This is a genomic window from Hanstruepera ponticola, assembly GCF_012931685.1.
Taxonomy (GTDB): domain Bacteria; phylum Bacteroidota; class Bacteroidia; order Flavobacteriales; family Flavobacteriaceae; genus Hanstruepera; species Hanstruepera ponticola.
In genome coordinates, this window is sequence record NZ_JABANC010000001.1 from 1133410 (window position 1) to 1147830 (window position 14421).

8 protein-coding genes are annotated in these 14421 nt (G+C 33.6%); all 8 read left to right on the forward strand.

Annotated features, from left to right (window positions below; all coding sequences use genetic code 11):
- Positions 1 to 41 precede the first annotated feature (41 nt).
- The gene (locus HGK31_RS05055) at positions 42 to 1082 is read left to right on the forward strand and encodes a LacI family DNA-binding transcriptional regulator (protein ID WP_191858747.1); all 1041 of its coding nucleotides are present in this window, start codon (positions 42 to 44) and stop codon (positions 1080 to 1082) included.
- A gap of 129 nt (positions 1083 to 1211) precedes the next feature.
- Positions 1212 to 2585, forward strand: coding sequence for an MFS transporter (locus HGK31_RS05060; RefSeq protein WP_191858748.1), 1374 nt, complete (start codon positions 1212 to 1214; stop codon positions 2583 to 2585).
- Between the two features lie 2 nt (positions 2586 to 2587).
- The gene (gene pgmB / locus HGK31_RS05065) at positions 2588 to 3247 is read left to right on the forward strand and encodes a beta-phosphoglucomutase (protein WP_191858749.1); all 660 of its coding nucleotides are present in this window, start codon (positions 2588 to 2590) and stop codon (positions 3245 to 3247) included.
- Positions 3248 to 3303: 56 nt separating this feature from the next.
- Positions 3304 to 5610: a glycoside hydrolase family 65 protein gene (locus tag HGK31_RS05070; RefSeq protein WP_191858750.1), complete on the forward strand. Its 2307-nt coding sequence runs from the start codon at positions 3304 to 3306 to the stop codon at positions 5608 to 5610.
- 2 nt (positions 5611 to 5612) lie between these two features.
- Positions 5613 to 7466, forward strand: coding sequence for a glycoside hydrolase family 13 protein (locus tag HGK31_RS05075; protein ID WP_191858751.1), 1854 nt, complete (start codon positions 5613 to 5615; stop codon positions 7464 to 7466).
- Between the two features lie 27 nt (positions 7467 to 7493).
- On the forward strand, positions 7494 to 9419 hold the full coding sequence (locus HGK31_RS05080; RefSeq protein WP_191858752.1) for a glycoside hydrolase family 13 protein: 1926 nt from the start codon (positions 7494 to 7496) through the stop codon (positions 9417 to 9419).
- Positions 9416 to 12895, forward strand: coding sequence for a TIM-barrel domain-containing protein (locus tag HGK31_RS05085; RefSeq protein WP_223115302.1), 3480 nt, complete (start codon positions 9416 to 9418; stop codon positions 12893 to 12895). Before HGK31_RS05080 ends, HGK31_RS05085 begins: the two co-directional genes overlap by 4 nt.
- A 5-nt stretch (positions 12896 to 12900) precedes the next feature.
- Positions 12901 to 14340: an alpha-amylase family glycosyl hydrolase gene (locus HGK31_RS05090; RefSeq protein ID WP_191858753.1), complete on the forward strand. Its 1440-nt coding sequence runs from the start codon at positions 12901 to 12903 to the stop codon at positions 14338 to 14340.
- The last annotated feature ends 81 nt before the right edge of the window (positions 14341 to 14421 follow it).

The following is a 14421-nucleotide window of genomic DNA, read 5'->3' on the forward strand; positions in this document are numbered from 1 at the left end:
AAAACGCTAATTTGACTTATATTTATTGAATAAATTGAACTATGAAAAGAAAGATTACCCTCAAACAAATTGCTCGTGAATTAGATGTGTCTATTTCCACTGTTTCTAAAGCCTTGAGAAACAGTAAAGAAATTAGTGAAGATACAAGGGAGAAGGTTCAGGCTTTTGCTAAACTTTACAATTACAGACCTAACAATATAGCATTAAGCTTAAAGAATAGAAAAACAAAAACCATTGGGATAATCATACCTGAAATTGTACATCATTTCTTTTCTAAAGTGATTAGCGGTATAGAATTGGTAGCCAATAAGCGTGGTTATAATGTTATTGTTGGATTGTCTAATGAGTCTTTTGATAAAGAGGTTATTAACATGGAAATGCTTGCCAATGGCAGTATTGATGGGTTTATACTCTCTATTGCTAAACAAACATTACAGCAACAAGATTACCATCATTTTAGTGAAACCATCAGCCAAGGTATGCCTATTGTGATGTTTGATCGCGTTGTAAACGACATACAATGTGATAAAGTTATTGTGGATGATGTTCAAGGAGCTAAAAAAGCAGTAAATAAGCTTGTAGAAAATGGTTGTAAAACCATAGCTATTATAACTACAAAAGACTATGTAAGTGTTGGTAAATTGAGAACCCAAGGTTATTTAGAGGCATTGGATGAAAATAAAATTCATCCAGAAGCTAGCTTAATTTTAAAAGTAGATGATAAATTGGTTTCTGAAGATTATTTGGATATTTTAGAACGAGAAATAGAGCAACTTTTTCAAACTAATAAAAAAATGGATGGTATTTTTGCTGTCAATGAGTTGTATGCTATTACTGCCATGAAAGTTGCTAGAAAGCAAAATAAGAAGATACCTGATGATATTCAAGTTATTGGTTTCACGGATGGTGTGTTGTCTAAACATGCCACACCCAGCCTCACCACTGTGAGTCAACATGGTCAAAAAATAGGTGAAAAGGCTGCTGAATTATTGATACATAAGCTTGAACATGAAGATGAAGAAGAACAGTTTCAAACAGTAATAATCGAAACCGAATTAGTTGAGCGAGAATCAACAAAATAAAATTTAACGCGGCATATTTAAAATCTTTTATATATTTACAGCCGAATCAAAACTTATATTTTCACTTCTCACAATAAGTTTTGATGAGTAAATGGCTTGTCAAAATAGTATTAATTTAATTATACTATTATGAAAAAGCGTACCCTTGGTTTTTGGGAAATTTGGAACATGAGTTTCGGTTTTCTAGGAATTCAGTTCGGTTTTGCATTGCAAGGAGGCTTTATGTCTCGAATTTTTCAAACATTAGGCGCAGAGAAAGATGCAATTCCATTATTATGGATCGCAGCTCCACTTACAGGTCTATTAGTGCAGCCAGTCATTGGTTATTTGAGTGATAGAACTTGGCACCCTAAACTAGGAAGGCGACGACCATATTTTTTAATTGGAGCCATTTTAAGTTCCCTAGCCTTATTTTTTGTTCCGCACTCCCCAGCCTTATGGGTAGCTGCTGGGTTTTTGTGGATTTTAGATGCGTCCATAAATATTTCAATGGAGCCTTTTAGGGCCTTGGTGGCCGATAAGCTACCACAATCACAACGTTCTTATGGTTTTGTTGTTCAAACTTTAATAATTGGAATAGGTACTTGGGTTGCCAGTAACTTACCATGGATGGTGTCACAACTAGGAGTAAGTAATTCGGCTGATTCTGGGGTTGTGCCTATGTCTGTTAAGGTTGCATTTGCCATAGGTGCTTTTGTGTTTTTAGCTAGTATTTTATACACTATTTTCACCACTACTGAATATCCGCCAGAGGATATGGAAGAATTTGAGAAGGAAAAGGCTAAAAAAAATCAATTCATTCCAGATATATTAAATAATATTGGAAATATGCCTTTGACTATGAAGAAATTGGGAGTTATTCAGTTTTTTTCATGGTTTGCATTTTTCACTATGTGGAGTTTGGCAAATCCTGCGCTTACTGAACATGTGTTTAAAACACCTGCTCCTATTGAATCTTCATATGATATGACAATTTCCGCACAAGCAGATGCATTCAATATTGCGAATACCGCTTTTCAAGAATCCTCAAATGCTGTAGGTTCCGCTATGGGTGTTTATGGATTATCTTCAATGGCTTTTGCTTTGTTACTTACGTTTTATACATCAAAAAGACGTATTAATCGAAAACTCGTTCACATGTTTTCTTTAATGCTCGGTGGTTTAGGGTTCTTACTTATGTACTACACCTCACCTGAACATTTAAAATATTGCTTTGTATTAATAGGTTTTGCGTGGGGAAGTATTCTTTCTATGCCATACGCCATGCTTTCCAGTTCTGTTGACCCAAAAAAAATGGGAGTTATCATGGGAATATTCAACATGTTTATTGTTATTCCTCAAATTATAGCAGCATTGGGTGGTATTAATTATGTGTCTGGTTTATTAGGTGAAGAGTCTATTAATGCCATGACAGTCGCGGGAATAAGTTTAATTATTGCAGGATTATGCAATTTGTTAATTACAAATAAAAATGCCATTACCTATCAGGCAGAAGATTTATAAAAATGAATAAAAAAGGATTCATATTTGATTTAGATGGTGTTATAGTTGATACCGCAAAATATCATTTTTTAGCATGGCAAAAATTGGCTAAAAGCATTGATGTTGATTTTACTGAAGCCGAAAATGAACAATTAAAAGGTGTTAGCCGCGTAAAATCGCTTGAAAAAATCCTAGAATGGGGAAATAAGTCCATTTCAGAAGACGAATTTATGAAGCTTATGGCTTTAAAAAATAACGATTACTTAAGCTACATTAATGAAATGGATGAAAATGAAATTCTTCCAGATGTATCACGTGTGTTAAACTTTTTAATTGATGCTAACCAAGGTATTTCATTAGGATCAGCTAGTAAAAATGCGCGAACAATTCTTAAAAAAGTAAATTTATATAACAGTTTTGAGGCTATTGTCGATGGTAATGATGTTATAAAAGGAAAGCCTAACCCAGAAGTGTTTTTAAAGGCTGCAAAAGCATTAAATATTAGTCCGGACGACTGTATCGTTTTTGAAGATTCTGTAGCTGGAATTCAAGCGGCTAATGCGGCCAATATGATAAGTATTGGAGTTGGCGAAAAAGATGTTTTAAACCAAGCCAATTATGTTTTCAAAGATTTTACAGAATTAGAAAACAGTTTTTTAAATAAGCTGATAAAAAATAAATAATAAAGAAGTAATTGTTTTCAATTGAATATGAAAACATATTTAGAATATTAAATAGAATGAATTTAGAGTATATAAAACCAGATGAGTGGTCTATTATTGAAGAGGGTTTCAATCCAGACCATGTAAAAGCTTCAGAAAGCATCTTTAGCATTGGTAATGGTGCTATGGGTCAGCGTGCTAATTTTGAAGAGCATTATTCTGGAGCAACATTTCAAGGAAGTTATATTGCAGGGGTATATTATCCAGACAAAACTCGAGTGGGATGGTGGAAAAATGGTTATCCAGAATATTTTGCGAAAGTACTTAATGCACCTAGTTGGATAGGAATAAACGTTAAGATTAATGGTGAAAACCTCGATTTATTTTCCTGTGAAAATGTTCAAGATTTTAAGCGTGAGCTCAATATGAAGGAAGGTTGGCTATCCAGAAGTTTTACAGCTACCCTAAAAAATGGCCTTATTGTAAAGGTTGAAAGTAAACGTTTCTTGAGTTTAGAATTGGATGAGATTGGAGCCATTAATTATCAAGTGACATTAGTTAATGGCGATGCCAAAATAACATACCAACCTTATATAGATTCTGATATTCATAATGAAGACACGAATTGGGAAGATAAATTCTGGGATACCCAAAATGTAAGCCATCAAAATCATCAAGCTTTTATTAATGCTAAAACCATGAAAACACATTTTAATACATGTACTTTCATGGAATCTAAATTGTTTATCAATAATAAGCCTATTATTATTGAACCTTTTATTAAAGCAGACGCCAATAGCGCGTTGTTTAGTTATGAGCACGACGTTAAACAAGGGGAGACTTACAGCATCCATAAGTATGGTGGCTATACTGTGGATAGAAATCATGATAAAGATCAACTTATTTACGCTGCAAAGTCTGTATTGGCAAAGGCAACAAATTTAGGGTTTGATGAATTGCTTGAAAATCAAAAACGAGCATGGCAGAACATCTGGAATTTAGCAGATATTTCAATTGAAGGCGATATAAAAGCACAACAAGCAATCCGATTTAACATTTTTCAACTCAACCAAACCTATCTTGGAAAAGATTCCGATTTAAACATTGGCCCAAAAGGTTTTACTGGTGAGAAATATGGTGGAAGTACCTACTGGGATACTGAAGCGTATTGTATTCCATTTTACATGGCTACAAAAGATCAGAAAGTAGCAAGAGCCTTATTGGAATACCGATATAATCATCTAGAAAAAGCCATTGAAAATGCTCAAAAACTTGGTTTTAAAAATGGTGCGGCATTATATCCTATGGTTACTATGAATGGAGAGGAATGTCATAATGAATGGGAAATTACATTTGAAGAAATCCATAGAAATGGTGCAATTGCTTTCGCTATATATAATTATTACCGCTACACAAATGACTATAGTTATATCCCGGAAAAAGGATTAGAAGTATTAATTGGAATTGCAAGATTTTGGTATCAACGTGCAAATTTCTCAAAGGATAAGAATCAATATGTTATTTTGGGTGTGACCGGACCCAATGAATATGAAAACAATGTTAATAACAACTGGTACACCAATTATATAGCGAAGTGGTGCATTGAGTATACCATAGAGAACATTCAGAAAATAGAATCTGAATTTGCTAGTGACTATACGCGTATAATGAACAAGACTCAATTATCAAAAGCCGAAATTAAGGAATGGAAAAACGTGTCTAATAACATGTACTTTCCATATTCAGAACAATACAAGGTTTATCTGCAACAAGATGGATTTTTAGATAAAGAATTAATTACGGTTTCAGATTTAGATCCTTCTCAAAGACCAATTAATCAGAAATGGTCATGGGATCGTATATTACGTTCACCATACATTAAACAAGCCGATGTACTGCAAGGATTTTACTTTTTTGAGGATCATTTTAGTGTCGAAGAATTAGAAAAACATTTCGATTTTTACGAACCATTCACAGTACATGAAAGCTCGCTGTCACCTTGTGTACATAGCATACAAGCTGCTAAATTAGATCGCATGGATCAGGCTTATACATTTTATTTACGAACCTCACGATTGGATTTAGACGACTATAATCATGAAGTCGAAGAAGGTTTACATATTACCTCAATGGCAGGAACATGGATGAGCATTGTTGAAGGATTTGGCGGCATGCGAGTAAAGGATAACACCTTATCATTTGAGCCAAAAATTCCCAAACAATGGAAAGCCTATTCGTTTAAAATAAACTTTAGAAATCAAATAGTAAAAGTGAATGTCACGCAAAACGAAACAAGTTTTGAGATTGAAGGAAATATGGAGCTACAAGTTTTTGTAAACAATGAGTTAATTACAATATCTCCAAATAATTTAGTAACTGTATAATCATGATTAGGATAGTTAAGCTATTAGTACTTTTTTTATCAATATGCAGTTTGCTTTATTGTAAGCAAGAAGAAAAACCCTTGCCTGTAGAGAACACTGAATTTGTGCCACAATGGGCAAAAACTGTTGTTTGGTATCAAGTATTTCCTGAACGGTTTAGAGATGGAGATACTACCAATAATCCATCTGCTAACGATATAAAAGGAGCCGATCCAGAAGAAGTGCCCAAATCGTGGGAAATTCATTCTTGGGGAAGCGATTGGTATGAGTTACAGGAATATGAAAATGAAAACGGTGAACCCGAAATGTGGAAGCATTTATTACGCAGAAGATATGGTGGAGATCTACAAGGCATTATTGATAAGTTGGATTATTTGCAAGATTTAGGAATTACAGCTATTTATTTAAATCCTATTTTTCAATCACCATCTTTGCATAAGTATGATGGTGAAAGTTACCATCATATTGATCCAAATTTTGGTCCCGATCCAGAAGGCGACAGAGAATTAATAGCTACTGAAAATCCATTAGACCAATCAACTTGGGTTTGGACAAGCGCTGATAAATTGGTTTTACAATTAATTGAAGAGGCACATAAAAGAGGGATGAAAATTATTTTTGATGGAGTGTTTAACCATTTGGGATATAATAGTTTCGCCTTTCAAGACGTAATCAAAAACCAAGAAAATTCTCCTTATAAGGATTGGTTTATCATTAAATCTTGGGATAATCCTGAAACAGGAGAAAAATTTGATTACCAAGGTTGGTTTGGTGTTAAGTCTCTTCCAGAACTAAAAGAAGATAGTACCGGAATTGTCAAAGGTCCAAAAGAATATATTTTTAATTCTACCAAAAGATGGATGAATCCAAAAGAAGAGGGAGTTGATAAAGGTATTGATGGTTGGCGATTGGATGTTGCCTATTGTATTGGTCATCCATTTTGGAAAAAATGGAGAGCATACGTAAAATCTATTAATCCTGAAGCATATTTAACGGCAGAGATTGTAGATACAGCCGAAAAAGTTAAACCTTACATGCAAGGAGATGAGTTTGATGGAGAAATGAATTATAACTTTGCTTTCGCATCAGCAGAGTTCTTTTTTAATCCTGATTCTACTAGTATATCAGCAAGTGAATATGATAAAAGACTTAAAGAATTAAGAGATTTATATCCAGAGGGTGTTGCCTACGTTTCACAAAATTTGTTTGGTAGTCATGATTCCAATAGAATTGGCTCTCACATTGTAAATAGAGGAATTGAAAACTTTAGAAATTGGGGAACCTATTTTAATACTTCCCAAGCCATTAATAATCCTTCATACTCTACACGTAAACCAACAAATGAAGATATTAGACTTCAGAAACTCTTTGTTATTATGCAAATGACCTATGTTGGAGCACCAATGATATACTATGGTGATGAAGTTGGAATGTGGGGAGCAAACGACCCTGATTGCAGAAAGCCAATGCTTTGGGATGATATAAGTTATCAAGACGAAGTTTACAATGCTGATGGAAAAACAAAACACGAACCAGATAAGGTGGATATTAACCACGAATTGTATGAACATTATAAGAATCTAATTAACATACGTAACGAAAATCCAGCACTACAGATTGGAACATACAAGACCTTAATAGCTGATGATGTAAATGATGTTTTAGTTTTTGAAAGAGAATTTAAAGATGAAAAAATAATAGTTGTAATTAACAATGCTAATAAATCTCAATCAGTTTCGATTCCTCAATTAAAAGAAGATTGTTTCCAGAATATTTTAAATGATATGGCCTTTCAAATTAATAATCCTATAACTGTAGAAGCCAAATGGGGATTAATATTAAAAAAATGCCTTTAGGATATTAGTCAATATTACACCAAAAATATGAACAAAATAATATTAATAGCATTCTTCTCAATTATACTTTCTTGTGGTCAAAAAAATGAAGATTCACAAGAAAGTTTAATACAAGAAGTTTCCAATGAGACTTTACATAGAGTTGAACCACCAAATTGGTGGATTGGTATGAAAGATCAGTCGCTTCAATTGTTAGTCCATCATGATAACATTGGAAAAACTACACCTGAAATTTCATATCAAGGAATTACAATAGAAAAAGTACACAAGGCTAAAAGTCCGAACTACCTCTTTATAGATTTAAGTATTTCAGAATCTACTAAATCAGGGAATTTTGATATAGTTTTTAAGTTAGACAATGGTGATGAAAAGAAACATACTTACGATTTAAAAAGCAGAGAAAAAAAGGCTGAATATTTTATTGGTTTTGACAATTCAGATGCTATTTATTTAATTACTCCAGATCGTTTTGCCAATGCCAATCCTGAAAATGATTCTTTTGAAAATTTAAATGAAAAAGTTATTGACAGATCTGATGATTATGCCAGACATGGTGGCGATATACAAGGTATCACTAATAATCTCGATTATATTTCAGAGTTAGGATTTACTGCAATTTGGCCATGCCCATTGCTTACTAACGATATGCCACAATGGTCTTATCATGGTTATGCTATGACCAATTTTTACGAAGTCGATCCACGTTTTGGAACGCTTGAGGAATATTTAGAATTATCCAGAAAAGCTAAAAAAAATGGCATAAAACTCATCATGGATCAAGTTGCAAATCATTGTGGTTTGGAACATTGGTGGATGAAAGATTTACCATTTGAAGATTGGGTAAATAATCAAAAAAACTACGAAGAAAATATAGATAATTGGAATTGGGAAACCAATATAGGGTCTAACCACAGACGTACAACAAATCAAGATAGTTATGCTTCCGAATATGATAGGAGAGGGAATAATGAAGGCTGGTTTGTAGCTGCCATGCCAGATTTAAACCAACGAAATCCGTTTATGGCAAAATACCTTATTCAAAATAGTATTTGGTGGATTGAAACGGCAGATTTAGGAGGTATACGCCAAGACACTTACCCATACCCTGATAAAGATTTTATGAGCGATTGGGCTGGAGCTATAATGAATGAGTACCCAAATTTTAATATTGTTGGTGAAGAGTGGAGTTACAACCCTTTGCTCATTGGTTACTGGCAAGAAGGCGCTCATAATAAAGACGGATATGATTCTAATTTAAAATCTACAATGGATTTTGCTATGCAAAAAAATATAGTAGATGCCTTGAATGAAAATGAATCTTGGGATAAAGGATTAGTGAAAATTTATGAAGGCTTGGCAAACGATTTTGCTTATGCTTCTCCAAAAGATATCATGCTCTTTCCAGACAATCACGATATGAGTCGCGTTTTCACACAACTAAATGGCGATGTAAAAAACACCAAAATGGCTTTGGCGACTATTCTTACCTTACCAAGAACTCCACAAATTTATTACGGGACAGAAATTTTGATGGATGATTTCGATAAACCTGGTGATCATGGCTTAATTAGAACAGATTTTCCTGGAGGTTGGCAAGGAGATGCCATAAATGCATTTACTGGAGAAGGTTTGTCAGAAGAACAAAAAGATATGCAAGCTTTCTTAAAAACTGTGCTTAATTACAGAAAAAACAGCAAAGCTATTCATGATGGTAAAACAGTGCACTTTGCACCATTTTTGGGGACATACTTTTTATTCAGAATAATTGAAGGAGAAACCGTTGTTTTAATTTTAAATAAAAACGAAGAACCTATAACTATCGATTTAAAACGTTATACAGAAATAGGTCTTGATGGGAAAGAATTAAAGAATGTTATAACAGGCGAAAAATTCCTTTGGAACGACGCCATCACATTTAATAAAAAAGGAGTAATACTATTATCTACTAAATGAGAAACAAACTTGTAATCATACTTTTTCTATTAGCCTATTGTGTAAATGCACAAGTCACTTTTGTGATTAATGAGCTTCCTGAAGCGCATGATTTTAATAAAGACATTTACATTTCTGGAAGTTTTGAAGGTTGGACAGGTGGAAGTGATGATTATAAACTCTCAAAATCAGACAATCAATATTCTATAACGTTACCAAAAGAAAAAGCATGTAATGTCCTATTTAAATTTACATTGGGTTCTTGGGAAACAGAAGAATTAGATGTAAATGGAGACAAAATTGATAATAGAAACTATACGTGTCAAGAGAAACCTGAAACAGTCTATATAACCATATTGAATTGGGGGACAAGAGACTCTGTTGTTTCTTCAACTGCTCAAGAAAATGTTAAGATATTATCCGAAGACTTTAAAATTCCTCAATTAGATAGAGAACGCAAAATTTGGGTGTATTTACCACCCAATTATAAAACCTCTAACAAGTCTTTTCCTGTAATTTATATGCACGATGGACAAAATTTATTTGATAGTAGTACTGCTTATTCAGATGAATGGGAAGTAGATGAAACGCTAAACAGATTATTTAAAGAAAAGCAGGTAGAACTAATTGTTGTCGGAATTGATAATGGTGGTAATAAACGATTAGACGAATATTCACCTTGGGTAAATAAAAAATATGGTGGTGGAGAAGGTGATCATTATATGGAATTTATTGTCAATACATTAAAACCTTACATAGACAGTAATTTTAGAACACGTTCGGACAAAGAAAACACAGCCATCATTGGAAGTTCTATGGGTGGACTTATATCATACTACGCAGCATTGGAGTATCCAGATGTGTTTGGTAAGGCAGGTATCTACTCACCATCTTTTTGGTTTTCACAAAAGTCTATAAGTTTTGCAAAAACTAAAGAAAAGCTTCAAGATTCAAAACTATACTTTTTGGCAGGTGGCAAAGAAGGTGGTAATACAGATTTCAATGAAATAAACCAGACTGTCAGAGATATGAATACGGTTGTTGAGATTTTAAAAAGTCAAGGTGTTCCATCAAAAAATATGTATTCAACAGTAATTCCTGAAGGTGAGCATAATGAAAAATTATGGAAAGAAAGCTTTGAAGAAACTATACTTTGGTTATTCCCAGAAGCTGTTCAGGAAAGGAAGTTTATTAAAGCAGAATTAAATAATAATCAGTTGGAAATTGAAGTTTCCAATGGAAGATATCTCTCTAAATTTTATTCATCCGAAATTATTGAAACTTCATTTATACCTGAAGGTGAAAAATACAATTCTAATTCACATGCCGTTGTTTTAGATAAAACATTTTCGAATGTAGATTACACCGAAAGTGAATCACAAGTGGTTTTTAAAATGGATGATTTGACTTTAGTAGTTCAGAAAAATCCACTCAATATTTCCTATTGGTATAAAGGCAAAAAGCTCACCGAAGAAAAAAATGGCTACTATAGAACAGATCCTCACGAAAATATTGATTTTGCCTTAACCGAAGATGAAATTCTCTATGGTGGTGGAGCCAGAGCTTTGGGAATGAATAGACGCGGACATAGATTACAACTCTACAACAAAGCGCACTACGGTTACGAAACTGAAAGTGAGTTGATGAATTACACCATGCCAATTGTGATATCTTCTAACCAATACATGTTACATTTTGATAATGCACCAATTGGCTATTTAGATTTAGACAGTAACAAAGACAACACGCTAACTTACGAAACTATTTCAGGGAGAAAGACCTATCAGGTAATTGCTGGAGGCTCTTGGTTGGATTTAATAGATAATTACACCAATTTAACAGGAAAACAGCCTTTGCCACCGCGTTGGGCTTTTGGTAATTTTTCAAGCCGTTTTGGTTACCATTCGCAACAAGAAGTTGAAGAAACTATTGACAAATTTAAAGAAGAAGACATTCCAGTAGATGCGGTAATTATAGACATTTACTGGTTTGGCAAAGACATTCAAGGTCACATGGGAAATTTAGAGTTCTATAGAGATTCATTCCCTAACCCGAAGCAGATGATTAAAGGTTTAAGTGATAAAGGAGTGAAAACAGTGTTAGTTACTGAACCTTTTATCTTAACTACTTCCAAACGATGGGACGATGCAGTAGCAAAAAATATTTTAGCAAAAGATTCCATTGGAAACCCAGCTCGATATGACTTTTATTTTGGGAATACAGGAATTGTTGATGTTTATAATCCGAAAGGTAGAACTTGGTTTTGGAACATCTATAAAAGTCTCGCTGAAATGGGAGTAAAAGGTATTTGGGGAGATTTGGGAGAGCCCGAAGTACATCCAACTTGGGTCCAACACGCAACTGGAAGTGCCGATGAGGTTCATAACACGTATGGTCACGATTGGGCAAGATTGGTTTATGAAGGTTATGAAAAAGATTTTCCTAATCAAAGACCTTTTATTTTAATGCGTTCAGGTTCTTCAGGCTCACAACGCTTTGGACTTATTCCATGGTCTGGCGATGTAAATAGAACTTGGGGCGGATTGCAAAGTCAAACCGAAATTGCTTTACAAATGAGTATGCAAGGTTTGGCTTATATGCATAGTGATCTTGGGGGCTTTGCCGGTGCAAATTTAGACGACGAATTATATACACGTTGGCTACAATATGGTGTGTTCCAACCTATTTACCGTCCACACGCTCAAGAAGAAGTCCCGGCAGAACCAGTTTTTAGAGAAGAAAAAACCAAGCAACAGGCTAAACAGGCTATTGAGTTACGTTATAGGTTATTACCTTATAACTATACCTTGGCTTTTGAAAATAATCAAACAGGAAAACCGCTAATGCGCCCATTGTTTTTTGAAGAACCAAACAATAGTGAACAGTTAGTGAATGCTTCAACTTATTTATGGGGTAATGATTTTTTAGTAACACCAATTGTAAATCCTGAAATCACAGAAAAAGAAGTGTATTTTCCAAAAGATTATATGTGGTTTGATTTTTATACAGATGAAAAAGTTTCAGGTGGACAAAGTAAAATGGTTTCAACATCCATTTCTTCAATACCTACATTTGTTAGAGCTGGTGCCTTTATTCCATTGGCTGAATTGGTTCAAAGCACAGATAATTACAATTTAAACAGTTTTGATTTACATTACTACTATCATAATTCAATAGATGAAAGTGAAAGAACCTTTTACAATGATGATGGCTTAACACCTAATGCTTTTGAAAAGGGAAAGTATGAGCTATTAACTTTTGAGGCAGAATTAGAAGAAAACAATTTGGAAATAGATTTTGAAGCAGAAACAGGTAATAACTATCAAACAAATACAAAAAACATAAAGGTAATTGTTCATAATATTGATTGGAAGCCAACAACTGTCAAAGTGAACGGAAAAAGGGTTTCTGTCAATTGGCAATCAAATAATACGCTTTCTATTCCAGTAACTTGGAATACTTCAAAAGAAATAGAAATAAAAATTAAACTAAAATAATAGCAATGAAAAAAACAGCAATTTTATTACTAACCTTATCAATATTAGCTTCATGTAAACAAGAGAAAAAAGTTGAAGCTATTGAAGAAATTACAACTGAAGAAACTTTAGAAATTCAACCTATAAATGATGATATTTTAGAGTCAGCAGTTATTTATGAGGCCAATATTCGTCAATATTCCGAAGAAGGTACTTTTGATGCTTTTACAAAAGATATTCCACAGCTAAAGGATTTGGGCGTGAAAATTATCTGGCTCATGCCAATTAATCCAATATCAGAAACCAAACGAAAAGCAACAGGTGGTGATTTTGCTAATTTAATTGAAGATGAAACAGAACGTGCTAAAATGTTAGGAAGCTATTATGCAGTATCTGATTATAAAGCAGTTAATCCAGAATTTGGCAATATTGAAGATTTTAGAGAATTAGTTAAAACAGCTCATGACAACGGTATATATGTGATTTTAGATTGGGTACCAAACCACACAGGTTGGGATCATGTATGGATAAAAGAGCATCCAGAATATTATGTGAAAAACGATAAAGGCGAAATTACAGACCCATTAAATCCGGACGGAACCTCTAAAGGTTGGGGCGATGTAGCTCAATTGGATTATACCAATATGGATATGCAAAATGAAATGATTCAAGATATGATGTATTGGGTAAAAGAAGAAAAGGTAGATGGTTTTAGATGTGACCATATTGAACCAACTCCTGTAGAATTTTGGAAACGTGCAATTGCTGAATTAAGAGCCGAAAGAGCTGTGTTTATGTTGGGTGAAAATGATGAGCCTAAATTTATGAAAGGAAACGATTTGTTCGAGATGGAATATGGCTGGAAGTTTCATCACTTGATGAAGGATATTGTAAAAGGAGATAAGTCAGTTAATGATTTTTATGAGCTTATGAACTATATAGATACTGCTTACGAAAAAGATGACATTATCATGAATTTTGTGACCAATCATGATGAGAATTCTTGGAACGGTATAGTAACAGATCGCTATAAAGAAGCATCTGAATCTGTATTAGCGTTGAGTTATGCGATTCCAGGTATGCCATTAATTTACTCTGGACAGGAATATGATTTAAGCCATCAGTTAAAGTTTTTTGAAAAGGATTTGATACCAAAAGAAAAAGGAAAAGTGTGGCCAGTTCTTGAAAAATTAGGAGAGCTTAAAAATACAAACCCGGCTTTACATGGTGGAAAACAGAAAGCAGATTACGAGCCATTAGATTTGAAAAATGAATATGTTTTAAGTTTTAAAAGACACAAAGGGAACGACGAAGTAATTTACCTTGGCAATTTTTCTAACAAAGAACAAACGATATCAATATCTGAAAAAGGATCCTATAATGAATATATGACAGGTAAAAAATTAGAATTGAGCAATGAACCTGTAACTTTAAAACCTTGGGAATACATGATATTGGTGAAGTAGTTTTTTTACATTCACATACCTGTTATTTTTTATGAAGTTTCTCGTCTAAACCATATAGTTGAAAATTTCGTATATTACTTA

Coding starts and splice junctions, on each gene's coding strand:
- HGK31_RS05055 (WP_191858747.1), top strand. CDS start 42: ATGAAAAGAAAGATTACCCTCAAACAAATTGCTCGTGAATTAGATGTG.
- HGK31_RS05060 (WP_191858748.1), top strand. CDS start 1,212: ATGAAAAAGCGTACCCTTGGTTTTTGGGAAATTTGGAACATGAGTTTC.
- pgmB (WP_191858749.1), top strand. CDS start 2,588: ATGAATAAAAAAGGATTCATATTTGATTTAGATGGTGTTATAGTTGAT.
- HGK31_RS05070 (WP_191858750.1), top strand. CDS start 3,304: ATGAATTTAGAGTATATAAAACCAGATGAGTGGTCTATTATTGAAGAG.
- HGK31_RS05075 (WP_191858751.1), top strand. CDS start 5,613: ATGATTAGGATAGTTAAGCTATTAGTACTTTTTTTATCAATATGCAGT.
- HGK31_RS05080 (WP_191858752.1), top strand. CDS start 7,494: ATGAACAAAATAATATTAATAGCATTCTTCTCAATTATACTTTCTTGT.
- HGK31_RS05085 (WP_223115302.1), top strand. CDS start 9,416: ATGAGAAACAAACTTGTAATCATACTTTTTCTATTAGCCTATTGTGTA.
- HGK31_RS05090 (WP_191858753.1), top strand. CDS start 12,901: ATGAAAAAAACAGCAATTTTATTACTAACCTTATCAATATTAGCTTCA.